The organism is Sphingoaurantiacus capsulatus, from assembly GCF_042648405.1.
GTDB classification, from domain to species: domain Bacteria; phylum Pseudomonadota; class Alphaproteobacteria; order Sphingomonadales; family Sphingomonadaceae; genus Sphingoaurantiacus; species Sphingoaurantiacus capsulatus.
The window spans coordinates 250,553-276,172 of sequence record NZ_JBHRXV010000001.1; the positions used below are offsets into that span (position 1 = coordinate 250,553).

At 63.9% G+C, this 25,620-nt stretch carries 27 protein-coding genes; 12 read left to right on the forward strand and 15 right to left on the reverse strand.

Going from position 1 to position 25,620, the window contains the following annotated elements:
• Window positions 1–13: 13 nt before the first annotated feature.
• Window positions 14–667, forward strand: coding sequence for a c-type cytochrome (locus ACFOMD_RS01340; RefSeq protein ID WP_380855638.1), 654 nt, complete (start codon window positions 14–16; stop codon window positions 665–667).
• On the opposite strand, the gene ACFOMD_RS01345 is transcribed toward ACFOMD_RS01340, so the two are convergent.
• Window positions 606–1,244, reverse strand: coding sequence for a cytochrome b (locus ACFOMD_RS01345; protein ID WP_380855641.1), 639 nt, complete (start codon window positions 1,242–1,244; stop codon window positions 606–608). The two genes, ACFOMD_RS01340 and ACFOMD_RS01345, sit on opposite strands and share 62 nt — an antisense overlap.
• Before the next feature lie 10 nt (window positions 1,245–1,254).
• The gene (locus ACFOMD_RS01350; protein WP_380855644.1) at window positions 1,255–1,971 is read right to left on the reverse strand and encodes a cytochrome c oxidase assembly protein; all 717 of its coding nucleotides are present in this window, start codon (window positions 1,969–1,971) and stop codon (window positions 1,255–1,257) included.
• 76 nt (window positions 1,972–2,047) lie between these two features.
• Here ACFOMD_RS01350 and ACFOMD_RS01355 point away from each other — a divergent pair, with 76 nt between their 5' ends.
• The 10 genes from ACFOMD_RS01355 to ACFOMD_RS01400 all read left to right on the forward strand — a co-directional run bounded on the left by ACFOMD_RS01355 (window position 2,048) and on the right by ACFOMD_RS01400 (window position 11,196).
• Window positions 2,048–2,221, forward strand: coding sequence for a hypothetical protein (locus ACFOMD_RS01355; RefSeq protein WP_380855647.1), 174 nt, complete (start codon window positions 2,048–2,050; stop codon window positions 2,219–2,221).
• Window positions 2,222–2,329: 108 nt separating this feature from the next.
• Complete coding sequence (gene paoA / locus ACFOMD_RS01360; protein ID WP_380855650.1) at window positions 2,330–2,968, forward strand: aldehyde dehydrogenase iron-sulfur subunit PaoA; 639 nt, start codon at window positions 2,330–2,332, stop codon at window positions 2,966–2,968.
• A complete protein-coding gene (locus tag ACFOMD_RS01365) occupies window positions 2,965–3,918 on the forward strand; it encodes an FAD binding domain-containing protein (protein WP_380855653.1) in 954 nt (317 codons plus the stop codon). Before paoA ends, ACFOMD_RS01365 begins: the two co-directional genes overlap by 4 nt.
• A 3-nt stretch (window positions 3,919–3,921) precedes the next feature.
• Window positions 3,922–6,123 carry an aldehyde oxidoreductase molybdenum-binding subunit PaoC gene (paoC, locus tag ACFOMD_RS01370; protein WP_380855656.1) on the forward strand — a complete coding sequence of 734 codons (2,202 nt, stop codon included), beginning with the start codon at window positions 3,922–3,924 and terminating at the stop codon, window positions 6,121–6,123.
• An 83-nt stretch (window positions 6,124–6,206) separates the two neighbouring features.
• Window positions 6,207–6,608, forward strand: a complete 402-nt coding sequence (locus tag ACFOMD_RS01375; protein ID WP_380855659.1) for a DUF2231 domain-containing protein — start codon at window positions 6,207–6,209, stop codon at window positions 6,606–6,608.
• Window positions 6,605–7,909 carry a PQQ-dependent sugar dehydrogenase gene (locus ACFOMD_RS01380; protein ID WP_380855662.1) on the forward strand — a complete coding sequence of 435 codons (1,305 nt, stop codon included), beginning with the start codon at window positions 6,605–6,607 and terminating at the stop codon, window positions 7,907–7,909. The genes ACFOMD_RS01375 and ACFOMD_RS01380 overlap by 4 nt, the downstream gene beginning before the upstream one ends.
• A 190-nt stretch (window positions 7,910–8,099) precedes the next feature.
• Window positions 8,100–9,467, forward strand: a complete 1,368-nt coding sequence (locus ACFOMD_RS01385) for a tyrosine-type recombinase/integrase (protein WP_380855665.1) — start codon at window positions 8,100–8,102, stop codon at window positions 9,465–9,467.
• Window positions 9,468–9,469: 2 nt separating this feature from the next.
• Window positions 9,470–10,144, forward strand: a complete 675-nt coding sequence (locus ACFOMD_RS01390) for a hypothetical protein (protein WP_380855668.1) — start codon at window positions 9,470–9,472, stop codon at window positions 10,142–10,144.
• Window positions 10,145–10,229: 85 nt separating this feature from the next.
• Entirely contained in the window at window positions 10,230–10,439 is a 210-nt protein-coding gene (locus ACFOMD_RS01395; RefSeq protein WP_380855671.1) for a helix-turn-helix transcriptional regulator, read from the forward strand.
• A gap of 532 nt (window positions 10,440–10,971) precedes the next feature.
• Window positions 10,972–11,196 (forward strand): helix-turn-helix domain-containing protein, encoded by a 225-nt coding sequence (locus tag ACFOMD_RS01400; protein ID WP_380855674.1) that lies wholly within the window; start codon window positions 10,972–10,974, stop codon window positions 11,194–11,196.
• 190 nt (window positions 11,197–11,386) lie between these two features.
• Here the strand turns inward: ACFOMD_RS01400 and ACFOMD_RS01405 are convergent, their stop codons facing one another.
• From ACFOMD_RS01405 to ACFOMD_RS01415, 3 genes are all read right to left on the reverse strand, one after another.
• Complete coding sequence (locus ACFOMD_RS01405) at window positions 11,387–11,653, reverse strand: hypothetical protein (RefSeq protein ID WP_380855677.1); 267 nt, start codon at window positions 11,651–11,653, stop codon at window positions 11,387–11,389.
• A gap of 1 nt (window position 11,654) precedes the next feature.
• Window positions 11,655–12,395, reverse strand: coding sequence for a hypothetical protein (locus tag ACFOMD_RS01410; protein ID WP_380855680.1), 741 nt, complete (start codon window positions 12,393–12,395; stop codon window positions 11,655–11,657).
• Between the two features lie 312 nt (window positions 12,396–12,707).
• The gene (locus ACFOMD_RS01415; protein ID WP_380855683.1) at window positions 12,708–13,052 is read right to left on the reverse strand and encodes a hypothetical protein; all 345 of its coding nucleotides are present in this window, start codon (window positions 13,050–13,052) and stop codon (window positions 12,708–12,710) included.
• Window positions 13,053–13,099: 47 nt separating this feature from the next.
• Between ACFOMD_RS01415 and ACFOMD_RS01420 the strand changes: the two genes are divergently transcribed.
• On the forward strand, window positions 13,100–13,579 hold the full coding sequence (locus tag ACFOMD_RS01420; protein WP_380855686.1) for an NADAR family protein: 480 nt from the start codon (window positions 13,100–13,102) through the stop codon (window positions 13,577–13,579).
• Here the strand turns inward: ACFOMD_RS01420 and ACFOMD_RS01425 are convergent.
• The 10 genes from ACFOMD_RS01425 to ACFOMD_RS01470 all read right to left on the reverse strand — a co-directional run bounded on the left by ACFOMD_RS01425 (window position 13,576) and on the right by ACFOMD_RS01470 (window position 25,618).
• Entirely contained in the window at window positions 13,576–14,514 is a 939-nt protein-coding gene (locus tag ACFOMD_RS01425; RefSeq protein WP_380855689.1) for a PfkB family carbohydrate kinase, read from the reverse strand. The two genes, ACFOMD_RS01420 and ACFOMD_RS01425, sit on opposite strands and share 4 nt — an antisense overlap.
• Window positions 14,498–16,477 carry an HAD hydrolase family protein gene (locus ACFOMD_RS01430; protein WP_380855692.1) on the reverse strand — a complete coding sequence of 660 codons (1,980 nt, stop codon included), beginning with the start codon at window positions 16,475–16,477 and terminating at the stop codon, window positions 14,498–14,500. Before ACFOMD_RS01430 ends, ACFOMD_RS01425 begins: the two co-directional genes overlap by 17 nt.
• Window positions 16,474–17,622, reverse strand: a complete 1,149-nt coding sequence (locus tag ACFOMD_RS01435; protein ID WP_380855695.1) for a hypothetical protein — start codon at window positions 17,620–17,622, stop codon at window positions 16,474–16,476. The genes ACFOMD_RS01430 and ACFOMD_RS01435 overlap by 4 nt, the downstream gene beginning before the upstream one ends.
• 1 nt (window position 17,623) lies before the next feature.
• Window positions 17,624–19,528 carry a hypothetical protein gene (locus ACFOMD_RS01440; protein ID WP_380855697.1) on the reverse strand — a complete coding sequence of 635 codons (1,905 nt, stop codon included), beginning with the start codon at window positions 19,526–19,528 and terminating at the stop codon, window positions 17,624–17,626.
• Between the two features lie 2 nt (window positions 19,529–19,530).
• Entirely contained in the window at window positions 19,531–20,658 is a 1,128-nt protein-coding gene (locus tag ACFOMD_RS01445) for a phosphoribosyltransferase-like protein (protein WP_380855700.1), read from the reverse strand.
• Window positions 20,659–20,993: 335 nt separating this feature from the next.
• Complete coding sequence (locus ACFOMD_RS01450) at window positions 20,994–22,217, reverse strand: NAD(P)/FAD-dependent oxidoreductase (RefSeq protein WP_380855703.1); 1,224 nt, start codon at window positions 22,215–22,217, stop codon at window positions 20,994–20,996.
• 26 nt (window positions 22,218–22,243) lie between these two features.
• Window positions 22,244–23,005, reverse strand: a complete 762-nt coding sequence (locus ACFOMD_RS01455) for a crotonase/enoyl-CoA hydratase family protein (protein WP_380855706.1) — start codon at window positions 23,003–23,005, stop codon at window positions 22,244–22,246.
• Window positions 23,005–23,760 (reverse strand): helix-turn-helix transcriptional regulator, encoded by a 756-nt coding sequence (locus ACFOMD_RS01460; protein WP_380855709.1) that lies wholly within the window; start codon window positions 23,758–23,760, stop codon window positions 23,005–23,007. The genes ACFOMD_RS01455 and ACFOMD_RS01460 overlap by 1 nt, the downstream gene beginning before the upstream one ends.
• Window positions 23,760–24,749 (reverse strand): amidohydrolase family protein, encoded by a 990-nt coding sequence (locus ACFOMD_RS01465; RefSeq protein WP_380855712.1) that lies wholly within the window; start codon window positions 24,747–24,749, stop codon window positions 23,760–23,762. Before ACFOMD_RS01465 ends, ACFOMD_RS01460 begins: the two co-directional genes overlap by 1 nt.
• Window positions 24,749–25,618 (reverse strand): alpha/beta fold hydrolase, encoded by an 870-nt coding sequence (locus tag ACFOMD_RS01470; RefSeq protein WP_380855715.1) that lies wholly within the window; start codon window positions 25,616–25,618, stop codon window positions 24,749–24,751. Before ACFOMD_RS01470 ends, ACFOMD_RS01465 begins: the two co-directional genes overlap by 1 nt.
• Window positions 25,619–25,620 lie beyond the last annotated feature (2 nt).

A 25,620-nucleotide genomic window follows, 5' to 3' on the forward strand; every position in this document is an offset into this window, starting at 1 on the left:
CTGTTCCACTCGCGTGACCGGGCGCTCCGCTTTTCCTGCTCTGCTGTGGCTGACGCTGCTCGCCGGCTGCGGCGGCGCGCCCGCGAGCGATCCGTTCACGAAGACCGGCGAGCTGATCGCGCTGTCGGGCGGCGATGCCGGCGCGGCCAACGCCTGCTTCACCTGCCACGGCCTCGACGGACGCGGCGACGGCGCCGGCGCGCCGCGGCTGGCAGCGCTCGATGTCGGCTACCTCAACCGGCAGCTCGACGACTATACGCTCGGGCGCAGGCGGCATGCGCCGATGCAGGAGATCGCCAAGCGGCTGACACCGGAAGGCCGCCAGCAGGTGTCGGCCTATTATGCCGCGATGCGCTTCGAGGCCGTGCCGGCGCCGGTGCCCGCCTCGGCGCTCTATACCGAAGGCGATCCGGCGCGCGGCCTTGCGCCTTGCGCCACCTGTCACGGCCGCTCGGGCGAAGGCGCCGGTCCCGGCAATCCGGCGCTCGGCGGCCAGCCCGAACTCTACCTCGCCGAGCAGATGCGACTGTGGCAGCAGGGCGAGCGGCGCAACGACCCCGACAATCTGATGCAACGAATCGCGGCGAAACTGTCGGAGGCCGAGATCAGATCGGTCGCGGCGCACGCTTCGGCCCTTCCGGGGACTCGTCCGGCACCTCGGGAATGATGCCGCGCAGGATGTCGTGCCTGTCCCAGAAGTGATGCTTCAGCGCCGCGCCGACATGCGCGGGAACGAGGATCGCGAGCGTCCACACCAGAATCTGATGCACCGTCTCCGCCGCGCCGAGCACGCGCCACTGCATATCGGTCGACAGCGTGTGCAGCGGCAGCTGCGGCCAGGGGATGATCCCCGCCAGATAGAGCGGCCCCGGCGTCACCACCGCCGACCACATCGCCCAGCCGCTCAGCGGCAGGCCGAAGAAGCAGATATAGAAGGCGTAATGCGTCGCCCGGGCCATCCGCATCTGCCAGCGCGGCACGCCTTCGCTGTTGTCGGGCGCCGGGATGATCATTCGCCAGATCAGCCGGCCGGTACCGAGAACGAGGATCGGCAAACCGATCGCGCTGTGCACCTCGAACGCGTGCAGCTTGTCGCCGCCCGATGGTACCACCGCCATGTACCAGCCCCAGCCGAGCTGGAAGATCACCAGCGCCGCCATGATCCAGTGGAAGGCGATGCCGACCGGCGTGTAGCGATCACGCTCCGAATGCTCGCGCGCCCAGGCGCGCAGCCGCTCGATCATGCGCCCTCCATCATACCGCCGCCCGCCGGTCGTCGCCGAGCCAGCGGCCGGCGAGGGTCAGCGCGGCGATCAGATAGGCGGCGCCGCCGACCACCCACATGATAAGCCCCGCCGCCTGCTGGTCCTCGAGCGGGGTCAGCCCCCACAGCAGCGGCCCGAGCAGATGCGCGTCATAGAGCGGGCGCGGCACGAAGGTGAGCAGCGCGCCGAGCAGCCCCATCTGCACCATCGTCGCGAACAGCGCCGCCGCCCCGACCGGCGCGGGCGCGGCAAGCGCCGCCCGCCAGAAGCCGACCGCGCTGCCGAGGATGGTCAACTGCATCAGCCAGTAGCCGCTATCGTTCGACAGCGCCCAGCCGTAGAGGGCGGGCGCGTGCCACGCCCAGAAGATCAGCGCATGGCCGGCGGTCCACAGCGCGAGGTGCGATGCCGAGCGTGGCAACGCGACCGCGAGCAAGGGCGCGACAGCGACGGTCAGCAGCAGATGATGCACCACCCGACTGGCGAACAACGCCGAGCTGAGCGCGCAGAACGGACTGACGAACAGCAGCGCCATCAGCGCGAAACCGGCGATGGCCGGCTTGGAAAGACCGAAGCGCCAGCGCCACGCGAGCACCGATACCGCCAGCGCCGCCAGCAGCAGCGGATCAAAATTCCAGCGCGACAGCATCTCGGCCGGCCCGGGCGCCGCGCCGCAATAGGGCATCCATGTCGTGCCGGTCGCCAATCGTCCCTCCGCTGCTCGTCATCTCGGAACCCGTGCCGCGCGCTAACTGTTCCCCCTTCCAACTAGGAGAAGCCCCATGGCCAGCCAGCCCGACCCCTCGCCCGATCGCATCGACCCGCAATCGCCGCCCGAAACCCCGGCGCGGCCCTCGCCCGACGAAATCCCCGCGCAGGAGACGCCCGAGGTGCCGCCCGTCGGGCCTGACCACGATCAGCCCGACCGCGGCGTACCTGAAACGCCGCCGATCTAAGCTTGTTTACGACCTGCGCGACGGGGCGGCCTGAGCCGCTTCGTCGCGCTGATAACGGTGGAGCAACGATCGTCGCTGGCGCGTTGTGTCGGGTGGAGGAGCGTCCGCATGCACGACAGTTCGAATTTCAGTCTTTCGCGTCGCGATGTGATTGTCGGCGGTGCCGCCGGCGTGGCGGCAACCTCTCTCGCCGATCCGGCCGACGCGGCGCCGCTCGCCACACCGACCGCGCCGCCGAAGATGGCGGTGTCGCTGAAGGTCAATGGCGCGGCGCAGCGGGTGGAGCTGGATACGCGCACCACGCTCCTCGACCTGCTGCGCGAGGAGCTGAAGCTCACCGGCACCAAGAAGGGCTGCGACCACGGCCAGTGCGGCGCCTGCACCGTCATGGTGAACGGCGAGCGGATCAACTCGTGCCTCAGCCTCGCCGTCCAGCATGAGGGTGACGAGGTCACCACCATCGAAGGCCTCGGCACCCCCGAGAAGCTGCACCCGATGCAGGCCGCCTTCATCGCGCATGACGGCTACCAGTGCGGCTACTGCACGCCCGGGCAGATCTGTTCGGCGGTGGCGGTACTCGACGAAATCCGCCGCGGCGTGCCGAGCCATGTACAGGACGACATCGGCAAGGCCCCGGCGATGAGCGCGCCTGAGATGCGCGAGCGGATGAGCGGCAACATCTGCCGCTGCGGCGCCTATTCGAACATCGTCGAGGCGATGGCCGAGGTTGCGGGGAAGCGCGCATGAAGGCCTTCACCTACGAGCGCGCCAAATCGCCCGCCGACGCCGCCGCCATCGTCGGCCGCAACCCGCAAGCCAAATTCCTCGCGGGCGGCACCAATCTGCTCGACCTGATGAAGCTGGAGATCGAGACGCCGACGCACCTCGTCGACGTGCAGGAGCTGAAGCTCGACAGGATCGAGCGCGGCGACGACGGCGGGCTGCGCATCGGTGCGCTGGTCACCAACACCGCGCTGGCGTCGGACAAGCGCATTCGCCGCGACTATGGCGTGCTGACCCGCGCCATCGTCGCCGGGGCGAGCGGCCAGCTGCGCAACAAGGCGACCACCGCCGGCAACCTCATGCAGCGCACCCGCTGCCCCTATTTCTACGACACCAACCAGCCCTGCAATAAACGCGCGCCGGGCAGCGGCTGCGCCGCGATCGGCGGCTATTCACGGCAACTGGCGGTGATCGGCCCCAGCGACAAATGCATCGCGACCTACCCCGGCGACATGGCGGTGGGCTTGCGCGTCCTCGACGCGACGGTCGAGACGGTGAAGGCGGACGGCAGCCAGCGACGCATCCCCATCGCCGACTTCCACCGCCTGCCGGAAGCCGCGCCCGAGCGCGACAACGTGCTGGAGCGCGGCGAGCTGGTGACGCACGTCACCCTGCCGAAGCCTGCCGGCGGCACGCAGGTCTATCGCAAGGTCCGCGACCGCGCCTCCTACGCCTTCGCCCTCGTCTCGGTCGCTGCCGTTATCCAGAAGGACGGCAGCGCGCGCGTGGCGTTCGGCGGCGTGGCGCCGAAGCCGTGGCGCGTCGAGGCGGCCGAGAGCAGCCTGCCGCAAGGTGCCAAGGCTGCCGCGGCGCGCATCTTTGCCGACGCGCGCCCGACCGAGGACAACAGGTTCAAGCTGCTGCTCGCCGAGCGAACGCTCGCCGGCGTGCTGGCCGATGCGAAGGGGCGCTGAGCCATGAAGTTCGACGCCCCCGCCGGCCCCAATCTGTTCGACAACGCCAAGATCGTCGGCAAGTCGACGCCGCGCATCGATGGCCCCCTGAAGACGACGGGCAAGGCCCCCTACGCCTATGAACGGCACGATGTCGCACCGAACCAGGCCTATGGCTATGTGCTCGGCTCGGCCATCGCCAAGGGCCGCATCGTATCGATGGACGTCGCCGAGGCGCGCGCGGCGCCGGGCGTGCTGGCGGTCATCGCCACCACCGACATGAAGCAGTTGCCGAAGAGCGACTACAACACCGTGCCGCTGTTCGGCGGCGCCGCGATCACCCATTATCATCAGGCCGTGGCCTGCGTGGTTGCCGAGACGTTCGAGCAGGCGCGCGCCGCCGCCGCGCTGATCCGCACCCGCTATGATCGGGTGCCCGGTCGCTTCGACCTCGAAAAGCTCGCGCCGTCGGCGCCGCTGGTGCCGGGACGCGATGGCGAGCCCGGCCGCAAGGTGATCGGCGATTTCGAGGGCGCTTTCGCCGCCGCCGCGGTGAAGGTCGACGAGAAATACACCACCCCCGACGAGAGCCACGCGATGATGGAGCCGCACGCCAGCATCGCGGCGTGGAACGGCGACAGACTGACGATCTGGACCTCGAACCAGATGATCGCCTGGGGCAAGGGCGCCATCGCGCAGATCCTCGGCCTCGACCCGAAGAACGTCCGCCTCGATTCCCCCTATGTCGGCGGCGGCTTCGGCGGGAAATTGTTCATCCGCGCCGACGCGGTGCTGGCGGCGCTCGGCGCCAAACAGGTGGGCCGCCCGGTGAAGGTCGCGCTGCAGCGGCCGCTGATGGCGAACAACACCACGCACCGTCCTGCCACCATCCAGCGCATCCGCCTCGGCGCCGACAAGAACGGCCGCATCACCGCGATCGGGCATGAGAACTGGACCGGCAATCAGGCCGGCGAGGATGCCGAGAACGCCACCATGCAGACGCCGGTGCTCTACGCCGGCGCCAACCGGCTGATCGCCAACCACACCGCCGTGATGGACCTGCCCGAGGGCAACGCCATGCGCGCGCCGGGCGAGGCATCGGGGCATCTGGCGCTCGAGGTCGCGCTCGACGAGCTGGCGGAGAAGTGCGGCCTCGACCCGATCGAGCTTCGCATCCGCAACGAGCCCACGGGGAAGGTCCCCGGCAACCCGAAGCAGAAATTCTCCGACCGCCATCTCGTCCGCTGCCTGCGCGAGGGTGCTGCGAAGTTCGGCTGGGCGGCGCGCAACCCGAAGCCGGGGCAGGTGCGCGAGGGCCGCTGGCTGATCGGCCACGGCGTCGCCGCCGGCTTCCGTGGCGCACCGACGATGAAGTCAGCCGCGCGAGTCCGCCTCGACGGCCAGGGCGGCCTCATCGTCGAAACCGACATGACCGACATCGGCACCGGCAGCTACACGATCATCGCGCAGACCGCCGCCGAGACGATGGGCGTGCCGCTGAACCGCGTGAAGGTGACGCTCGGCGATTCAGACCATCCCGCCGCCGCCGGATCGGGCGGCCAATGGGGCGCCGCCAGTTCGACCGCCGGCGTCTATGCCGCCTGCGTCGCGCTGCGCCGCCAGATCGGCGCGAAGCTCGGCTTCGACGGCGACACCGCGACCTTCGCCGACGGGCACATCCAGGTCGGCAATCGGCGCATCTCGCTGGCGGAAGCCGGCGCCCTATCAGCGGAGGACGCCATCGAATTCGGCAAATTTCAGAAAGACTATAACGTCGGCACCTATGCGGCGCATTTCGCCGAAGTGGCGGTCGACGCCTACACCGGCGAGACGCGTATCCGCCGCATGCTGGCGGTGTGCGACGCGGGCCGCATCCTCAACCCGCTGTCGGCGCGCAGCCAGGTGATCGGCGCGATGGTGATGTCGGCGGGCGCGGCGCTGATGGAGGAGCTGGCCGTCGACACCCGCTTCGGCTTCTTCGTCAACCACGACCTCGCCAGCTACGAAGTGCCCGTCCACGCCGACATCCCGCACCAGGACTGCCTGTTCCTCGACACGCTCGATCCGGTGGTGTCGCCGATGAAGGCGAAGGGCGTCGGCGAACTCGGCATCTGCGGCCCCGGCGCGGCGGTGGCGAACGCCCTCTATAACGCCACCGGCATCCGGGTGCGCGACTATCCGCTGACGCTGGACAAGTACCTCGACCGGCTGCCCGCGCTTACCTGAGAGCGACGCACCGGAAACATTTGGCGCGCGCGCCGTTCACCTTTCACAGCCGCCCAATACGGCGGCGTTACGGAATGAGGCCCATGCCGAACCCCCGCCCCCTGCATTCATTGCACGCCATCCTGCTGGCGTTCCCGCTCGCCTTCTTCCCGGCGGCGCTGCTGTTCGACATCGTCTATCTGAACAGCGCGCAGCTGCAGTGGACGAATTTCGCGTCGTGGCTGATCAGCTTCGCGGTGCTCTTCGGTGGGCCGGTGCTGCTGTGGGCGGCGATCGACGCGCTGCGCGGCCGTCGCCCGCGCGCCATCGCCTATCTGGTGCTGGTCGCCGCGGCGTGGATCGCCGGACTGATCAACGCCTTCCAGCACAGCAAGGACGGCTGGAGCTCGGTCGGGACGATGGGCCTGATCCTCTCGGTGATATCGACCCTGCTGATTCTCGCCGCCGCCTGGGTGGCCCATTCGAACCGGGAGATCGCGCGATGACCGGCGCCCTTCGCTCCGCCGCCGCGCCGCTCGCGCTGGCGCTCGCGCTTGCCGCCTGCGGCGGTGATGGCCGCAATCTCGATCAGACCGGCGCGCAGCCGCCGATCCCCGAGCGCAGCGAGACGCTGCTCCCGCCGATGAAGATCGCCAAGCCGACGCCGTGGGGCGAGGCGAAGCCGACCGTGCCGGCGGGCTTCACGATCAGCGCCATCGCGACCGGGCTGAAGGTGCCGCGCCAGATCCTCGTGCTACCGAACGGCGACGTGCTGGTCGCCGAAGGCCTCGGCGGCGGCGCGCCGAAGCTGCGCCCGAAGGACGTCATCGCCGGCTACATCAAGAGCAAGGGCAAGACCGGCGTGAAGGGCGGCGACCGCCTCACCCTGCTGCGCGACGCCGACGGCGACGGCACCTATGAGCTGAACACGCCCTTCATCGAGAATCTGAACGCGCCCTACGGCCTCGCCTTCGTGAACGGCGCGATCTACGTCGCCAACCAGGATGCGCTGCTGCGTTTCGCCTACACCGACGGCGCGACCCGCATCGCCGGTGCCGGCGAGGAAGTGACCAAGCTCCCCTCGGCGGTGAACCACCACTGGACCAAGGCGCTGACCGCCAGCGCCGACGGGACCAAGCTCTATGTCGGCATCGGCTCCAACTCGAACGTCGGCGAACGCGGCATGGAGATCGAGGAGGAGCGCGCGGTGATCTGGGAGATCGACGCCGCCACTGGCGCGCGCCGCACCTTCGTCACCGGCATCCGCAACCCGACCGCGCTCGCCATCGAGCCGACCTCGAGCGAGCTGTGGTCGGTGGTCAACGAGCGCGACGAGCTCGGCGCCCACCTCGTCCCCGACTATCTGACCCAGGTGCGCGAAGGCGCCTTCTACGGCTGGCCCTACAGCTATTGGGGCAAGACCGTCGATCCGCGCGTCCGCCCGCAGAAGCCGGAGCTGGTCGCCAAGGCAGTGACCCCCGACTATGCGCTCGGCTCGCACGTCGCGCCGCTCGGCCTCAGCTTCGTCACCGGCGGCGGCTTCGGCCCCGCCTATGCGAGCGGCGCCTTCATCGGCGAGCACGGCAGCTGGAACCGCAAGGACCTCGCCGGCTACAAGGTGACCTTCGTGCAGTTCGCCGGCGGCCGGCCGGTGGGCAAGCCCCGCGATTTCGTCACCGGCTTCATCGCCGACGGCAAGGCGCGCGGGCGCCCGGTGGGCGTGACCTATGATGCGACGCGCAAGGCGCTGTTCATCGCCGACGACGGGTCGAACACGGTGTGGAAGGTGACAGCGGCGACGCCATAGCGCATCGCTGCCGAAGAATGGTGGCCCCGGGGCGACTCGAACGCCCGACCTTCGGTTTAGGAAACCTAAGCACCGCACTGGGGCGGCGCATATAATTTGCTAAATATCAGGTACATATCTTTCCGCATGTTGCCGCATGTGTGCTTATCCTGCTACTGCCGTGATTGTCCGGTGCTTATCCAGGATGCATATGCCCGCCGTCAGAATCACCAAGCGCGCTGTAGACGAGATGCCGCTGCCACAGACTGGCGCGACGCGGTCCTATCTGTGGGACGATCGCCTCAAAGGTTTCGGCGTTATGGCGACAGCCGGTGGCGCAAAAAGCTATATTGTCCAATACCGCATTGGCGGTCGCGGTGGTCAGACACGTCGGGTTACGATCGGCGGTCACGGCTCTCCTTGGACGGCAGAACGAGCTCGAGAGCGCGCACACGACATCCTGGAAGACGTCCGAAAAGGCATCGACCCTTTCGAGGCACAGCGCGTGCGGGTGGAACAGGAGCGCGCCGCAAAGCGCAATGCCGCCGACGCAAAAGTGGCCAACGAGCGGCTCAACTTTGCAAGCTATGCTGACAGCTATCTTTCGAAATATGCCCGCGTTCGTCAGAAGCCTAATGTCGCTCGCGAGACCCAGGGGATCATCGAGCGTGATCTGAAGCCCTTCTTCAAGGACAAGCTGATCTCGCAGATCACGCCGGCGGATGCGTTGGCGCTGATCGACAAGGTGCAGGAGCGAAGCAATTCCGCTGCTCTCAAGGTTTACCGGACCATGTCGACACTCTTCGGCTGGGCGGCGTCACGCCATGACATCTCGGATAGCCCTATCCGCAACCTGAAGCCGCCGCATGTCCAGCCCAGCCGCGATCGAGTGCTTTCGGATGATGAACTGCGCGCGATTTGGGACGCGAGCGAAGATCACCCCTACCCATACGGCTCACTTGTTCGCCTGCTTGCTCTGACCGGCCAGCGGCTGCGCGAGGTGGCGAACATGACGTGGGACGAGGTTGATCTGAATGCTGGTACTTGGACAGTCCCAGGCGCACGTACCAAAAATGGCGCAACGAACATCGTGCCATTGAGCGATGGCGCAATGGTCGTACTGCGCTCGATCTCGCGGGCGCATTCTGAAAAGGCGAGAGAGCAGAAGCGCGCTGATTTCGTGTTCACGACGACCGGTAAGTCGGCTTTCAGTGGGTTCAGCAAACTGAAGAAGCGCTTCGATGCCAGCGTGCACGCTAAGCTCGTTGAGGCGGCAAAGAAGGCCGGCGGCGATCCTGATGCGGTGAAGCTCAAGCCTTGGCGCCTTCACGACCTACGCCGGACAATGGCAACGGGGCTGCAGCGCCTGGGCGTACGGCTTGAGGTAACAGAGGCGGTGCTAAACCATGTATCCGGCTCGCGCAGCGGCATCATCGGCATCTACCAGCGCCACAACTATCTGCCAGAAAAGCGGAATGCGCTGGAGAAATGGTCGCGGCTCGTCTTTGAGATCCTCGCCGTGACAGGCGCTGGCCACAATGTGGTGCGATTGCGCAAGCAGCGATCGAGCAAGCGTTAGGCATGGCACATAGCGAAGACGAAGTAACGCCGCCCTCTGCGCAGCGCGACGACGAGGAGCCGTCCGCCTCGCCGCTAACGGCGGATCAGCAGGCCGCCCTCAGCTCCGACCTGCGGACAGCCGCCGCTGAGTACGCATTGGCGGAAGGCAACCAGGCTCATATGTTGCTTGCAATGCAAATGGCTGTTCGAGCCGTCACGACGACGTTCCGCCACTCGCCCGAACTCGCTCCGCTGATTGATCCCCTTGTCGCCATTGTAATGGGGATCGACCGCCTCGCCCAAGGTGCTCACGACGGCATCCTTCGGCCGATCAAAGTCGGCCGCAAGCCTAAAGGGGGTAGCGCGCAGTGGGTGGTTCAATACGGAGCGGTCTTAGCTTGCCGCTTCTTGATTATGAACGGCGTAGATCCAGGTTCGGCCAACAAGGAGGTTGCGCGACTCCTGACAAAATACAGTCTTCCAGGCGGGAAGAAGGGCAGCTTCTCTCCTGACACTGTCCGGGATTGGAGACTTGAGTCGGGCAGGTTGGGGCGGCTAGCCGACATGGGCCTGCGCATAGACGCAGAGCTAGCCCTACTCAAATCGAGCCGGGATTACTCGATCAAAGAGGCAAAAACGGCCGCAGACGAAATGATCGCGGGTCTCGCTGAGGTTCCGGGCCTCCGCAAAGTTTAGTTTTTACCCCCCACTTCATCCGCATCGATCTTCGGCAAGGTGACCGCGCACTGTCCAATTGGGGCAGGCGAGCGGAGGTTTACCGATGGCTCGCATCGATGAAGCATTAGATACGGCTTCAGCATCCCGCATGTGCGGTATCGCTGAGAGCACGCTCGAGAAATGGCGCGTGGCCGGAATGGGCCCGCCGTTCCTTAAGCTTGGTAAGCTCGTGCGCTACTCACGCCAAGATCTCGAGGCGTGGCTCAACGCGCGGCGCGTCCGATCGACATCGGAGCCCGTGCCAAACATCTAATTGAAGATACCACCTGCTCATCAGTGGTCGGTTCTATGACGGCAGCGCTGATGAGATCCGGGTACTGTGGGGCGAGGTCATACACCCGAGGGGCACCCTAAAGCCTGATGCCCTTAGACCTCCGGTCGGCGACGAAATCGGCCGTTAAGAAGCAGGCGATCGCTGGGGCTACGTCGAGCCGCCAGCGGGTCTTTGGGCTCCGTCCGGCTCCGGCTGAGCATGACGAGAACCAAGAGACAGGGGGAGCACCTCACCAATTTTGGGTGGGGCTGCTCCCCTCTGTCTCGAACTCCATCCTCACCAACTAAACATGAACATAGATAGAGGAGAGATTCGGTGATCACACACTGCGCGAGGTCACCATCGCTCGCTTCTCAATCGATCGCTCGACGCCTAGTCGAACCGCTGCCGCAAAGCGTCAGCGACCAGCTCCACCGCAGGCATCCGCTCGGCATTGGCCGCTACGCGCCGTGCACGCTTAGCTCAGGCTCGATCGGCGCCAGCAGTGAGCACTGATATTCCGAAACCAACGATGAGGTTTGCTGACCGCCTTTGGTGGCTCAGAGACAGGCTGGGCTTCCCCTATCGCCCGCACTTCGCCGCCGCGTTCGGCTTCACTGTCGCCGCACTGAGAGACCTTGAGGCCGGTCGGACCCAGCCCAGCCGATCGACACGCATTCTCGTCGCGGCGATCGAACTTGACCCCGATCTGATCAAACGTGCAGCGGCGGTTGTCCGTCACGAGCTCAATCGGTGACTGCGGGCCGCCCGCATATTATGACCGATGGCTCACGCACGCGTACGTCGCGCGCGGAGGGCAGAGGTGGGCTCAGCTCGTCGGAAACCCCTCGCCACTTGCTCTAGCAACGGCCTGATCGCCGATCAGGAGCCACGTAAGGCGGTCTTACCTATTCGCCCGTTGCATGGTGCATCATTATGCGGACAGTTCAGCGCAGTTGACGACGAAGCCATCTGAACAACGTTGCCAGCAGCCCGTATGCTTTAACGTCGCCATATCGCTGCCGACACAGCAGCCGGGCGCTTTCAGGCCTGAAGGCGTGGCCGTCCGCGCACCGGATCGACTGCGGATCAGACAGGTGCAGCGGTTGCGTAGCTGGGTACGTCCATGAGTTGGCGGAGCCGTATATCTGCAGCTCGACGTGACCGCCGCACACCGGGCAGGCATAGATTTCGTGCCCGATGATCGTCGTCATTTCACGATTCAGCGGCATCGAGCTGCCGCGTCCGCTCGTTAACGTGCACGCTACGCGACAACGATGCTGGCACGCGACCAGCGCCGCCCGCCGACCTATCGAGCTTGGTGGCAGCGAACTTCGCGTGGCTCAGTAGCGTTGCGTCATCTGGAAGATGGTCTGTCGGGAGATTTACGCCGGCACCCCAGATCGCGTGGGTCAGCCATTCTCGCTGGTCGGCATCGAGTGGTCCGGCCGTCGGTATGAAGGTGTAGCCCTCGTAGTCATCGAGGTAGGCGCCGACCGGTCGCGCAGGCATGGTGCCTAGCAATTCGCGCTCCCCATTCAAGACAAGCACACCGCCAGCCCGCGTCGGCGATTCGTCACTCGCATCGTCTGTCTCCTGAGCTCGTGGCGCTGGTCCATAGTGAAAGCGGCGGAACTCTTGGATGAAATTGCCGATCGCGCGGTCACGAGGATCAAGCGGTGGAACCAGCCGTCGGAATGGTGGCCAGGGCGACTTGTCTAAGCCAACCACGACGTTCTCGCTGGCGATAGCGAGATAGCTCCCCGCGCGGCTGAAGGCGTTGGTCAACCATTCTTGGTCTTCTCCGTCGCCATCATACCCACCGATCAATCGCATGATCAGGCCCTGATGATAGCGAATGTTATGGAGCTCGCGTTGAGCGAGCTTGAGCGCAGTCTCGATCCGCTTGAGACACGCCTTGCGCCGCTTCGCAGCGCCAAATTCGAAGAGAGCCATCCAAGCCTCCGTCGCGTCCTGTCCAGTGGGGCGACGGCTCGATAGCCGGATGTTGGAAACCTGCAGTGAACAGGCGCATACGCCTTTACCGTTGCCGGCTGGACATGCGCGCATGCCACCCGGCCGAAAAGACGACCGAGCTTTCACTGCAGGGTTTCCACGCCCCGGCTCGCCGATTTAGGCGAGCCGGGGCAGATTCCATCGGTTCGGGTTCAGATGCAAGAGCACTCTCAGCAAGTGCTTTCTATTGGCCTAGCTCAGCAGGGGCACCGTGCGACTTAACTCGCTTCGGCGGCGAAGGGTAACCAGACGTCAGCGATCGCGAAGGGCACCGATTGTGTCGAGTACGCGCACGATCTTGTCGGCGCCCTCGGGCGTCCTATCCCACAGTCCGCGCAAGCTCGCCTGCAGCTTAGTCCAAGCTGCCGTTTCCGCGTTGGGCTCTAACGCGGCTGATTCCGTCTCAATCCCTAGAACCTTGCAGATTTGCACAACGCTTTCGCTAATCCGTCGGAACTCGCCGCGCGTGATGCGGCCGACTTGACTGGCATGAACGCCGACGACGGCACCGATCTGCGTGTCTGTTAGCGAGCAAGCAATGCGCGCCGCGACAATCTTATCTCGCAGGATCGAGATCTCATTTTCAGTTGCCCTCATGCAAATTTGCATGTAGCTAAATATGCAAATTTGCAAGATGGTATATTATGGCGAACGAAATCCGCTTCTACCGAGCCAGCGAGAAACCGTATGGCGCGTTCAGCAATCTCTATCGGCGCGAAATCGTGTTCGAGGGCGAGCGCTTTGCGACGAGCGAACATGCCTATCAAGCGGGCAAGCCTCGAAAAAAAGCTGTCCGCGACTGGTTGATGACCGCACCATCGCCGGCCTTGCTAGCGATGGCCGCCCATGGTTTATACTATTGGGACGTCGCGCCAGGCTGGTCGACCAGTAAATTCGACCGCATGCGCGGGGTGCTGAGGGCTAAGTTCGAGCAACACTCCGACCTACACAATCTGCTGCTCTCAACTGGCAACGCTCGCTTAGTAGAAAGCGCCACCGTCGACAATGAGGTCAATCGGTTGTGGGGCGAAGTAAACGGTGTCGGAAAAAATATGCTTGGCCTACTGCTGATGGAGTTACGCGCAGAACTGCGCAGCGAAGCACTGGTGGCGGCAGCAGCCTAGGCCGGAAAGTCGCAACGCGCACGAGCCAAGATAGAGCGGACATAGGCAACGTCGCGCTGTTGAAACACGCCGCGTGCGCCGGCAAATGCACAGTTCTCTGCAGCAAGCCGCTGGCCAGCAGCGACACCGCCCATCAAGTCATGGATACCCAGCCTTGAGAGGCGCGGCGAAGCGCGCGCCAACAGCCAGTCTATCAGACCGACGCTGACCATGTCTCCCGATCCGCAGGTGTCCATTACTTGCTCAACGGGGTAGGCCGCGCTCCAGATCCGCTCATACCCATGACGGAGCTCGAGGCCATCCGCACCATAGGTAACGATCGCTATGGCGCCACTCGCCGCAACCATATCGTCAAGCTCAGGACCTAAACGATCCGACGAGTATTTAAGCACACTAGTGATTGCGAGCGCATCGGCGAAAAGTGAATGGTCGATTTCTGATGGCTCAAAATAGATGATCGCCCCACCGCTATTAGCTTGGGCCATGGCGCCCAGGATCGCCGGCGACAAGCGATCAGTGTAGAAAAGCGCACAATTTTCCAGCGCCGCCGTTGCCGATTGCAGCTCCTCATGTCCGATGGGTTGATAGCGAGGATATTCCTCAAACGTATCGCGACAGGTGAAGCTAAAGCTGTGCTGGCCTGAGCGGGTGTCGAGCTCTTGGCGCAACACCGGAGAGCGACGTCCAGCATGTCGATGGATGTAACGTGTGTCGGCGCCAGCTGTCTCAAACTCTGCCAGCAATTGCTCACCGATCTCGTCGAGACCCAGCGCGAGCACGGGTGCGACTTGACGGTGCAACATCGCAAGCGACACGAGCACGTTGCCGCACGATCCGCCTAGTGCCTCGGCGGTAAAATCGCCATCGGCATACAAGCGATCAAGCACCGTAAAGCCGGTACCGACAACATCAATCATATCACGCCGCAGGGTCATTATGTTCTCTTTTTGTACTCATTTCGGCAAAACTGTCGAGCCCCAGCGACAAGACGTCCATTCGAACGCGCCCGTCGTCCTCCCGTTTCACGGCCTGAAGTAAGCGCATAAGCGCCTCCGGGCCCGTAAGCTCCTTACCGAATAGCGTCCAGCAGCCGTCTCGGCGGTCGCAGACCGTTCCAACGCTTATCCCATGAGCGTGTGACAGCAACTCATTATCGTTACCATCACGAGCGCCGCTGTCACCGATGCAGAAAATCGCTGCGCCGTCCGGCAACGTCTGCCTTAAGCGATCGACTACACTGAGTTTACTGGTGCTAGCGGCGAAGAAATCAATACTGTGCCCTGAGCGCCTGAACCGAATGGTTCCCGACGCAATTGGCGGACAGTCAGTCAGAGCCACTGGAAAAGCTAGGCGATCAGCAAGGTTGTCGAGCTTGACTGAAATCTGCACGTCGCTGAACCGCCCCCCAAACGCTCCCAAAAATAAATCGGGACGCGATTCGAGCCAAGATAAGGTTTGCGCCAAATCGGGATCCGAGGGGGGGCGATCAACCTCGATGTCAACGCTGAGCTGCCTGACATAAGCACCGTTATAGTAGCCGATCAGCACGTGATCGTGCATCTCCGCCGGAAGCACGGCACGCAGCGCCTTGCCGCCGGACCCACCACGGCCTGTAGCGAAAGCGATTTTTACGCCAAGCGCATTGAGTCGTACCAGCTCACTGATTATCGCGGCACGCGGATGTCCAAAGCGTTCATCATCGGAAATGAGCGTGCCGTCGTAGTCAAAAACTATTGCGCCGATTTGGGCAGCCGCAAGGGTTTCACGTCGTTCGGCGCTGGCCGCCCGAATACAGAAGCGTTCTTCCGATACATCGTCGTGCTCAAGTGCGGCCGCCCGTTTGTGACGGACTGCTGGCCCGAACTGGCGGGCGAGAGCAAGCAGCCCGTCATCTTCGTAGAGCTTTCGCCCGAAATCGCCAATGCCGGGCTTTCCTGGATCGATACCGGTCGCAACACCGATCGCCTCCACGATTATCAAGCCTTGGATTATCCCTGCCGCCATACGCATGCGACCGGCATTGCCGAAGGTAAAGACATGACGCCGCAGTGCTGGCGGCAAGAACGTGTCTGCGCGCTCCCAGATGTCGGCTCCATCCTCGCTCACAAGACCAAGGATGATGGTCCGTTCACCCCGGTGATGTATCCAAGTGTGGCGACCGTGAGCGAAGTTACGCAGGTCGGTACGCTGGATTGGACACAGCGCGGCCTCCCAGACGGAGGTTTCAATCAGCTCAGCAATTGCTCGCAGCTGAGGATCGGCAACCAGAAGTAGCAAGTCGTCGCTACGTAAATCAGCGAACTGCGCCTGGACGGCTTGCCTGTTGGAGGGGCGCAGCAACTCGCGCACCCGCCCGATTACCGCTGCGCCGAGTGCCTCGCCCAACGGATCAACCGACACCAAATCGCTGGCGAATAGGAGCGCGAGTACTGAGCCAAAAAGTGAATGGGTGGCGAGAAATCCATCCTTGGCATCGGCAACCGGAAAACCAACTACGGTGTTGCGCGGATCGGCTGCGAGCAGTTGGGCCGCGGTTCCAGAGGGGTTTCGCGTCAGAAGATGAATCTGCGCCGCGCCGCGCGCGCGCGCGGCAACCGCGCTGGCAATGCTATCCGCGTTGTTGGCGCCGGCGCTGAATAACCAAACGTCGCTCTGCTCCAGGCTATCGTTTGCCAGCACAAACTCCGCTGGTGTCACGACTTGGGTCGCTGCCTCGAACAGCGTTTCCCTACATCGCGCAAAATACTGTGCAGTGATCGCCGAGCCGCCAGACCCGATCGCGACCGCCGGGCGATGCTGCCCTTGTCGAAGGGCCTCGGCGAGCAGAAGTACATCCGCGGTGGCGACCAACTCGGTGGTCCGCAGCAGCGTATCAAGCTTTTCACCGAACCGGCTCATCCCGGCGTGTCGCTCGCTGCGTCAGCGGAGCTTTTCCCGATCCCCATCACGGCGGGCACAATGCCGAGCTCGCGGTAAGCAGGCCCTGACAAAAGCAGGTGGACACGCATGTCAGGTGTGGCCGCGACGGTTGGACTTGCCGGATCGAAGTCATAGCGCACCGTTTCGATATACTGGACGGGAAGATTGTGCTCGATCGCAGCCATAAGGGCTCCCGCGGCCATCACACGACTGCCCACCGGGGAAAGGATGATCGATGGCTCGAATATCTGATCGACTGCATTGGAGTAGCGTTTAGTAAGGGTACTCAAGGTCCGATAACAATCCAGCGGGTTCGATTCGGAAACATAGACAAGATCGCGTGGATCGACCTGCCACTCGTCGACGAGCTGTGTCTCGTACTCGGCGATCAGCGCGTCCGCGCGGCGCGGATCGCGTGCAGGAAATGGGACTACCGGACAGATCTTGTAGGTCCCCCGGATCGACCTGGCGATCTCGGTAAGCGCGGACGAGCGTCCTTTGGCGAGCTGCGGCACCCAGATCTTCGCTACGTCCAGCTCGGCACTGCTTTGGTCAATACCTGCAAAGCCACGGACAGCCATAGGACGATCACCGGGTTCGCTGGCGATGGCGTCGTCCAACTCCGGGTTAGAAGCTATCATGATGTGGAACGCGATGCCGCGCGCTTCACAATATTCGAGCAGGATACGGGCGGCAGGAAAGGCGACGCCGATTGACAGCGCCGTCATGTCGAGCACCACGTCGGTTGTTTGGGCCGCCGCGTTGTAGCTTCGCAGGACAGAGGCAACACGCAAGCCGGCGATCGGCGCGTTGTCATCCCCGAAGATGTCGACCCTAGCGATTTCGCAACCAGGCACCAACTCTCTTAGCTGCGCCGCGTTCCGGTCGGCCGCCTCAACAAGCCTTGCGTCCGGAGTTCCTCGCTCCTCGCGGATAAAAAGGCCTGAAAGGCGGTCACCAAGGTGCCCGGCAAGCAGCGTGGCTATGCCAAGAGAGCGAGGGTCAAACCCCGCCGCGGCAACAAGCAAGCAATGAACGTCTGTTCGGCCGAAATACTCCTCGGCGAAAAGATCTACCTGCGTATCGAAATGGGCGACGCAGTTTTCCCAATGGTCGTGCGCCATGCTAGCCCCCCAGCTCGCGCAAATAGGCTATATTGCGTTCGAGAAAGCCACCTCGGCGCAAGGTAAGGCCATGAGATAGGACGACGACACCGCTGAGCTCTATGAGGCACCAGCTTTTGCCACCTTGGCCATAATCGCGAGTGACTTCTATTGCGCCATGAGCGACAGCATATTTGAGGATGAGCGCAAGCTCATCGTTTGAGGTGAGGAGTTTGCCCATCTCCTCCTCCGGAACACCGATCGCATTTGCTCCGGCGCCGAGACGTCCATGCGGGAGAAGCGAAACTTCGAGACACGCCTCTGCGATGCCATCGACCATTGCGCGCACATGGCGTGCAAATGGAAAAGCCCAGCCGTTCATGATCTCCACGGCTTTGGCTCGCATAACCTCTTGTTGCGCGTTCGCTGGAAGGGTCAACGCCCGTCCTCGGATCGCCTGAGTCTCCATACGCGCGACCAGTGCGCCAGCTAACTGTAGGAACAATTCGGCATTCTCGTTGCTAGCGTCGCACAGCGTGTCGAAGCCGTAATGGAATGCACGCCCGCTCAGTGCATGGAGATGTAGCCTTGCGGCCTCCGCGACAGGCGCATTTGCCTTGAGCGGGATCCGCGGCTCGGGATCGAAGTCCTCGAATAGAGAAACCTGCTGATCCGACACTCGGTTTGCGTAACGCGCCATCAGGACACGGACCATGGCCAAGCCGACTTCCGGCTCTCGATCGCCCGACTGAGTTCCCGCAAAATAGCTGGCGACGAGCTCCTCTATTGCCGCACGTCGGATCGGCGTCACGTCGAAGCGGCGCTGGTCGCGCTCAACAGTGGCCGCCAGTTCACGTAGCTTCGCTTCTGAGAGGCGCGGCGGCTCATCGGGGACGAGGCGGCGAAATGGCGGAAGGCTGCGATTACGGAAGGCGGTGACCCGCGGGAGATAGCGGTCTGCCATATCCGCCGCCATTTCCCGGAAGCGCCGCCGCTCCTTGTCGCGGCCTTCGCCGCCTTGCATGAATATGTCGACGTAGTCGCGGTCGGGCTTGAGATTGTGCGTGGCGACGCTGCGCGCCGAGCGGAAAACAGCACCCGGGCTGAGCGCATCAAGGCGCATCATTAGCCAGCGTCCAAACTTGATTTCCCGCCGCGCAAGCGCCGTGAACATCTGCTCGAACTGATCGGGATGAAGTGCGTGAACGTCATCGAGGATAGCGAGCGGTTTGACTGTTAGTCGCTCCCCTAGCCAGGGGATCTCGATCTCCTGGATACACTCGAAAGGCTGATAGGGATCAGTTGCCGCTTTCGGCAATTTGTCGATGTCAGGTGGCAGAAGGCTTGCGCCTATTGAATAGATCGCACGCTGCACTTCCAGCGCTCGGTCGCGAATGCCAGCCGCGCTCAGCCCCCCAATCTGCTCAAGCTGAGCTTCTGAGGCGTCCCTCGCGATGAAGCGAATATCGTCTAGGCGGCGATGATCACCATTTGTGAGGCCGCGAAGCAGAGCAAGCATGGTGCGAGCCTGCACAAGCCACAAAGCGAGCTTGGTCTTGACGCTATCTTCGTAGGGCAGCTCCCAAAAGTCTCGATATTCTGATTCCATGGGAATGCGCACTGCGGCGACGCTTGGCCTCCCATCTTCTAGAAATCCTGCCCCGGCGAGCGCAACGCTAAGCTGCTTGTAGGTTTCATTGAGAGGGTCGCGTAGGACTGTTTCGACGAGGCGAAACTCGGCCAGCATGGCCAGCATAGTTTTCCCGCTTCCAGGCGCTCCCACAATACGGATAGGCAAGTCGAAAATAGCAGCCTTGCGCGGGTGTTCCGCTAAAAAGGCCGTGAGCGGCGCCGGGCTTACGATTTCAAGGAAGGTGGTGTCGTCACGAATGTATTCAGTTGCGCGACGGAGAAACGGATTTGCCATAGTCAGCCGTGCCTATCACGTCGACGAAACAAGGGCTGCATCGCATGGCCGTTTTCGTCGGACGTTTCCGCCCAGAGCAGCGGAATGCTGTTGTTTGGCGTATTATGCTCAAGAATGAGCGGCAGCGCACAGTCGGCATAACCCATTTTAAGATCGGACTGCTCCGCCTCGCCGGCATGCTCCATCAAACGCAGGTATAGGTCGTGGTTATAGTATTTTTCGCATAGCGCGATTGTAGCGTCGTCACGGCCGGCGCTGAGCTTAAGTGACTCGGGCAGCAAAGTGCCTTGGGTTACGTCTATCGAACCAAAGGTGCGGTCCGCCCATTCGCTATTTGCGCGTTCGGTACGTTGCCGCAGTGCCTCGTGCGCCTGAGCCGTCGAGATATAATGGTGGATGTGCAGCGCATAGTTCTCAACAATCGGAAAGATTTTACCCTGGTCCTCAACCGCCTTGCGCGCGCCGATCAGCATATCGTTGAACTTCTGGAGCTTGCCTTTCCACTCGCCACCTTTGAATCGAATAAAGGTTGTCCCAGAAGCCGTGAAATCATCAATTAAGTAGACATGCTCGAACCGCTCGTCGCCAGCGTCGGCTTCTTTGATTTTCTTCGCGAGATCGAGCCACTTTTCAGTACCAATATTCATCATTGGTACAACCTGCTCCTGGGTAATGCGACCACTGTTGGCGCGTCGCATGATGTCGATGCGGCTACCATCGCTCATGCCTATGAAGAGCGACCGTCGCTTGATCCGCCGAAACGCAGCCACCCCTTCGCTACTACCCCATACCTCGTGCGGTTGAATGCCAGCCTGCTGAGCGGCGAGCCTTCGCAAGTGCGGGGTCACCGTTTCCGGGTAAAAGGCCTCGATAGCGCGGTAAAGCTCGGCGTTGGAAATATAAACCAGCCGGTGCTTGATAAAATTATAGGCTGCCTGACGGTCCTCCGCGTCGAACTGCTTGAGCCAGATCGCCAAGTTTTCGATGAAGCGCGATCCGGCACGAAAATCGCTGTAGCCGTCATATTTGGTGGCAGCCATAAGCCGCAGCCAACTGTACTCGGCCGTCGCCACTCCGTCGTCGGTCCAGTCCATAATTTGCGCTATTAAGCGCAGGCCGAGTAAATTCATCGGCCCGGCATAGCCTCATGTTCAAGCGTCATCGTGTGCGCGTCCCCCCGAAGAGATTTTCTAACGAGTTGCTCATCTTCAGCAAGTCGATTGCGCCGCGCACCGAGCGGGAATAGTCCGTTTTGGCGTGTAGCTTGTCTGCCATCGCGGCCGTACGCTTGCGTGCAACACGGAGGGAGTCAGTAAATAGGTACCGAACTGGGCTTATCTGGGGCTTATCCTAAAGCCTCCTTTGCGCAATCCATCGATAAACGCATGTTAATTATTGATTTTTTGCCTAGACCTTCGGTTTGAAGATACGAGGCTCGGTCGACAGCCTAGCTTCGGCCTGTGCGCTACCCCATCTCCTTCAGCGGCACACTGACATCGCGCAGCCGCCCAGCATTTGCCACCGCCATTGCCTCGACGAGCGCCTTGCCGCCCGTGAAATCCTTGATGCTGTTTACTGCGTCGACCGCCACGACCCGGCCAGCACGCAAATAGATCAGGCTGAAGCTGCGGCTGGCCGGATCTCCGCGCAGCACGGTCGCGTCATAGCGGTGGTTGAGCCCGGCGGTCTGGAGCTTCAGGTCGTATTGATGGCTCCAGAACCAGGGGAAGGCGCGGTAGGGTCCGGGCTGGCCGACGATAACGCCGGCGACCGTCTTGGCCTGGTCGATGGCGTTCTGGACGCTTTCAATCCGGACGCGTTCGCCGCCGGCATAGACGTTGGGGTGGAGCGCGCAGTCGCCGATTGCGAAAATGTCGGAAAGCGTGGTGCGGCAGAGCGCGTCGACGACGACACCGTTCGCGCAGTCGGCCCCCGCTTCGGCGAGCACGGCTTGCGCGGGGATCAGGCCGATGCCGGCGATCACGACGTCAGCGGCGATCTCCTCGCCGCTGCCGAGCACGGCATGGCTGACGCGGCCGGCGGCTTCCCTGAGATAGGTAACGCCTGTGCCGGTGCGAACATCGACGCCGCGCGCGCGATGCTCGGCCTCGAAGAAGCGCGAGATCGGCCCGCCGGCGACGCGGGCAAGCACGCGCTCCTGCGCCTCGATGACGGTGACCCGCTTTCCCTGCTTCGCCAACACCGCGGCGCTTTCGAGGCCGATATAGCCGCCGCCGATGACCACGACCGACGCTGCCGCCGCGACCTCGGCGCGCAGGGGATCGACCTGCGCGGCGGTGCGGATCATGTGTACGCCGGGCAGCTCGGCGCCGATGATCGGCAGCGGGCGCGGATAGCCGCCAGCGGCCCAGACGAGCTGACCATAGCCGATAGTCGTGCCATCATCGGTCCAGACGTGATGAGCTGCCGGGTCGACCGCCTCAACCCGGCGACCAAGCCGCAGCGTGATGTCGCGATCGCGCCAGAAAGCATCCGGACGAAGCAGCAGCCGACCGAACGACTTCTCTCCGCCGAGATACTCTTTCGATAGCGGCGGCCGCTCATAGGGGGGTACCGGCTCCTCGCCGATGATAGCGACGGTGCCGGCGAACCCGAGCTGGCGCAGGCTCACCGCCGCCTGTGCGCCGGCCTGCCCGCCGCCGACGATGACAACGTCAAAGCAATCCATCGATCCTCCACTGTGGCATAGGCAGGCTAGCGGGCGAGCGCTTTCGCGACGGCCGCTTGAACCGCACCGCCTGCGAGAAGCGCCTGCTGCTCCCGCGCTTCAGCCACAAGCTGCCCCTCCGCCTCGATCGCCAGCTTGCGATTGAGAAGCCGCTTGGCAGCCCGGACGGCCTCGGGGTTCATGACGGCGATCGATCGCGCGATAGCCAAGGCTTCTTCGCGAGGCTCAGCGTGAAGGGCATTGACCAGACCCAGCGCGGCGCCCTGCTCCCCGGTCAGCTGGCGCGCCGTGAACAGCAGATCCCGCGCAACATCATCGCGCACCAGATCGCGGAGCAGGAGCGTGCCGGCCATGTCGGGGACGAGACCCCATTTTCCTTCCATGAAGGACAACCGCGCATCCGGTCTGGCGACGCGCAGGTCGGCGCCAAGCGCGACCTGCAACCCACCGCCGAAAGCCACCCCGTGAACGGCAGCGATGACGGGCATCGGCAGCATCCGCCAGCCCCATGCGGCGTACTGAAAGAGGTTCGCCGCACCGTGTGTTCGGGCCGCCAGGTCCGCAAGCGGCGCCGGGTTCGACAGAAGCTCCATGTCGATCCCGGCGCAGAAGGCGTCGCCCTCGCCGGAGAGCACGACGGCGCGGATGTCCTGGCGTTGCGCCAACCGAGCGATAGCCACCGCGAGCCCCTCGAATATGTCGAGGTTGAGCGCGTTCCGCTTGGCGGGACGATTAAGCCGAACATCTGCAATGCCGTCGGCAACCTCGATCCTGATGCAGTCGGCCATCAGCCGACTTCCCCGATGAACCCGAGCTGCCCCGCCTTGAACGCCGCTTGCGTGCGGGTGACGGCATCGAGCTTTGCCCAGGCGTTGTGCATATGGAACCTGACGGTCGCGTGGCTGCGGCCGATGCGGTCGGCGATTTCGCGATCGGTCTTGCCGGTCGCCGCACCGCGCAGGCAGGCGATCTCGCGCGCTGTGAGATCGCAGTCGCCGGGAAGCCAGTGCCGCCGCCGGGTGACGAGCGTGTAGGTGGCGATGAAGCGGCGCGTCAGGATGGTCAGCGCATCGGCATCCCGCGCGAAGGCCTCGGACATGTCGGCGCAACGTCGATCCATCGGCGCAAAGACGCCGATCCCGATCTGGCCGAAGGGCAGATGCACCGGGACAACGATCGCCGATCGGGCAAAGGCGCCGCCGGCGAAGGCGGCGAGGTCGATCTGCGACAGTTGCGGATTGGGGTGGACGCTGTGAATGCCGGCCGCGTTCACCCAGAAGGGCACGCTCTCGTAGCGGGCCGCCTGCGCCAGCGGCAGGATCGCCCCGAAGCGCGCGGGACGTCGGCGATACCCCTCGTCGGGGGTCGGGCGGAACACCGACTGCGACAGGCTGTTGCCGGCCGCATCGCTCATCGAGCGCTTCGACGCGATGTTGTTGGTCAGCACAATGCGATAGCTGCCGCGGCGCCGGACCTCGGCGTGAAAGGCGCGCGCCGCGCGCGCGATGTCGTCAACCGACGCGACGGCAACCGACGCCGACATCAGCTGTCGATCCCGAGAAAGCGGCGCGCCGCGCCGGTACGGAGTGCCTCACGCGCGTCGGCGGCGAGGCCTGCGGCGTCGAGGTAGGCCGCCAGCCCGGTCTGCTCGATGCGATAGGGATAGTCGCTGCCCGCGAAGACCTGTCCCGGCGCGACGCGCGTTGCGAGATCGCGCAGCAGGTCGGGGCTGTAGACATTGCTGTCGTAGAAGAAGCGCTCCGCCGTAACCGAAGGGCGCTCACCTCCCTCGCCCGACAGCGCCCACACCTTGTCGAGCCGACCGAGCAGTGACGGCAGCGCACCGCCGCCGTGGCTGAAGCCGAGCCGCAGCTTCGGATAGCGCGCCATGACGCCCGCACTGATCAGCGAAGCGGCCGCGAGCCCCACGTCGAGCGGAAAGCCCGCACCGTTGACCAGTGCAGCGTCGGCACCCGTCGGCGGCGCCAAGGGGTGAAGCGCGTGGACGAAGATCGCAGCACCTTGCTGTTCGGCGGCGGCATAGAAGGGATCGAGGGCGGTATCGCCGAGCAGGCGGCCATCGATATTGCTGCCGATCTCCACTCCTTCCATCCCGAACACCTCCCCCAGCCGCGGCAGATAGCGGACGGCGCGGTCGGGATCCTGCAGCGGCACCATGCCGATCCCCCGAAATCGCGTCGGCGCCTCGGCGGCCAGCGCGGCGAGCGTGGCGTTGACGTGATCGCACATCGCCTCTGCCGCATCCGCGGGCAGCCAATAGGACAGCAGCTCGGGCATCGGCGAGAGGAGCTGCACGGCGATGCCGTCGCGATCCATGTCGGCAAGGCGGCGCGCCGCACTCCATGAGCGATCATCGAGCTGTCGGAACGGCTTGCCGTCAATGGTCAGCGTTCGCCTACCATTCGCCTCGCAGACCATGCACGGCCACCGCCGCACCGTGGCGTCGGGGCAATCGGGAAAGGTCGCCGGGCAGACATGCGTGTGCATGTCGATGACGCCCGGCGCGGGCATCAGCCGTGCGCCGCGATAAAGGCGTCGACCTGCCGGTTGAACGCGGCGGCGTGCTCGAGCTGTGCCCAGTGGCCGCAGCGATTGAACACCAGCAGCGTCGAGTTGGGGATGATCGCCGCGACGCGCAGGCTGTTCTCGACGTTGATAACCCGGTCGTCGCGGCCGTGGATGATCAACGCCGGCGTCGCGATCATCGCCAGCGCGTCGCCGAGCCGGGCGATTTCGGGCGCGTTCAGGCTGGGCATCGCGCCGGCATTGCGCGGGAAGTTCTGGAGGTGCTGCGGGTTGGCGACCGCGCCTTCGCGCCGCTGGGCGACCAGCCTGTCGGTGATGAAAGCGGGGTCGAACACCATGATGCCGACCAGCCGCCGGAAATTCTCAAGCGTCGGCGCGTGATAGGCCTCGAACAGCGTGCGCAGCCCCTCGCTGATGCCGCCCGGCGAAAAGAACTGCGGGGGTCCGGCAGGCGCGGGTGCGCCCATCGTGATCAAGTGGGTGATGCGATCGGCATGCAGGCTGGCGAACAGTTGCGCCGCCATGCCGCCAAGCGAATTGCCGACAAGCGCCGCGCGATCGATGCCGAGCGTGTCCATCAACGCCTTCACCGCGTCGGCCAACGCGACCAGCAGATGCTCGCCGCTGGAGTCGAGCGCGTCCGACTGGCCCCAGCCGGGGAAGTCCATGAGGATGATCCGATAGCGTTCGGCGAGCGGGCCGATGTTGGGGCTGAAGTTGCTCCAGCCGGTCGCGCCGGGGCCGGAGCCGTGGAGCATGATGACGACCGGCCCTTCGCCGGCCTCGTTGTAGTGAATGCGGCCGCGTGCGGTGTCGGCGAAGCGGCTGCTGTTCTCGGCGGTGATGGCGGTCATGC

Excerpts from the sequence above, each read along its gene's own strand:
- ACFOMD_RS01345 (WP_380855641.1), bottom strand. The coding sequence starts at position 1,244 with ATGATCGAGCGGCTGCGCGCCTGGGCGCGCGAGCATTCGGAGCGTGAT.
- ACFOMD_RS01395 (WP_380855671.1), top strand. The coding sequence starts at position 10,230 with ATGGCTCGCATCGATGAAGCATTAGATACGGCTTCAGCATCCCGCATG.
- ACFOMD_RS01450 (WP_380855703.1), bottom strand. The coding sequence starts at position 22,217 with ATGGATTGCTTTGACGTTGTCATCGTCGGCGGCGGGCAGGCCGGCGCA.
- ACFOMD_RS01355 (WP_380855647.1), top strand. The coding sequence starts at position 2,048 with ATGGCCAGCCAGCCCGACCCCTCGCCCGATCGCATCGACCCGCAATCG.
- ACFOMD_RS01365 (WP_380855653.1), top strand. The coding sequence starts at position 2,965 with ATGAAGGCCTTCACCTACGAGCGCGCCAAATCGCCCGCCGACGCCGCC.
- ACFOMD_RS01465 (WP_380855712.1), bottom strand. The coding sequence starts at position 24,749 with ATGCCCGCGCCGGGCGTCATCGACATGCACACGCATGTCTGCCCGGCG.
- ACFOMD_RS01415 (WP_380855683.1), bottom strand. The coding sequence starts at position 13,052 with ATGAGGGCAACTGAAAATGAGATCTCGATCCTGCGAGATAAGATTGTC.
- ACFOMD_RS01410 (WP_380855680.1), bottom strand. The coding sequence starts at position 12,395 with ATGGCTCTCTTCGAATTTGGCGCTGCGAAGCGGCGCAAGGCGTGTCTC.
- ACFOMD_RS01430 (WP_380855692.1), bottom strand. The coding sequence starts at position 16,477 with ATGAGCCGGTTCGGTGAAAAGCTTGATACGCTGCTGCGGACCACCGAG.
- ACFOMD_RS01445 (WP_380855700.1), bottom strand. The coding sequence starts at position 20,658 with ATGAATTTACTCGGCCTGCGCTTAATAGCGCAAATTATGGACTGGACC.
- ACFOMD_RS01455 (WP_380855706.1), bottom strand. The coding sequence starts at position 23,005 with ATGGCCGACTGCATCAGGATCGAGGTTGCCGACGGCATTGCAGATGTT.
- ACFOMD_RS01440 (WP_380855697.1), bottom strand. The coding sequence starts at position 19,528 with ATGGCAAATCCGTTTCTCCGTCGCGCAACTGAATACATTCGTGACGAC.
- ACFOMD_RS01390 (WP_380855668.1), top strand. The coding sequence starts at position 9,470 with ATGGCACATAGCGAAGACGAAGTAACGCCGCCCTCTGCGCAGCGCGAC.
- paoC (WP_380855656.1), top strand. The coding sequence starts at position 3,922 with ATGAAGTTCGACGCCCCCGCCGGCCCCAATCTGTTCGACAACGCCAAG.
- ACFOMD_RS01375 (WP_380855659.1), top strand. The coding sequence starts at position 6,207 with ATGCCGAACCCCCGCCCCCTGCATTCATTGCACGCCATCCTGCTGGCG.
- ACFOMD_RS01400 (WP_380855674.1), top strand. The coding sequence starts at position 10,972 with ATGAGGTTTGCTGACCGCCTTTGGTGGCTCAGAGACAGGCTGGGCTTC.
- ACFOMD_RS01470 (WP_380855715.1), bottom strand. The coding sequence starts at position 25,618 with ATGACCGCCATCACCGCCGAGAACAGCAGCCGCTTCGCCGACACCGCA.
- ACFOMD_RS01460 (WP_380855709.1), bottom strand. The coding sequence starts at position 23,760 with ATGTCGGCGTCGGTTGCCGTCGCGTCGGTTGACGACATCGCGCGCGCG.
- ACFOMD_RS01380 (WP_380855662.1), top strand. The coding sequence starts at position 6,605 with ATGACCGGCGCCCTTCGCTCCGCCGCCGCGCCGCTCGCGCTGGCGCTC.
- ACFOMD_RS01435 (WP_380855695.1), bottom strand. The coding sequence starts at position 17,622 with ATGGCGCACGACCATTGGGAAAACTGCGTCGCCCATTTCGATACGCAG.
- ACFOMD_RS01425 (WP_380855689.1), bottom strand. The coding sequence starts at position 14,514 with ATGACCCTGCGGCGTGATATGATTGATGTTGTCGGTACCGGCTTTACG.
- ACFOMD_RS01420 (WP_380855686.1), top strand. The coding sequence starts at position 13,100 with ATGGCGAACGAAATCCGCTTCTACCGAGCCAGCGAGAAACCGTATGGC.
- ACFOMD_RS01405 (WP_380855677.1), bottom strand. The coding sequence starts at position 11,653 with ATGACGACGATCATCGGGCACGAAATCTATGCCTGCCCGGTGTGCGGC.
- paoA (WP_380855650.1), top strand. The coding sequence starts at position 2,330 with ATGCACGACAGTTCGAATTTCAGTCTTTCGCGTCGCGATGTGATTGTC.
- ACFOMD_RS01385 (WP_380855665.1), top strand. The coding sequence starts at position 8,100 with ATGCCCGCCGTCAGAATCACCAAGCGCGCTGTAGACGAGATGCCGCTG.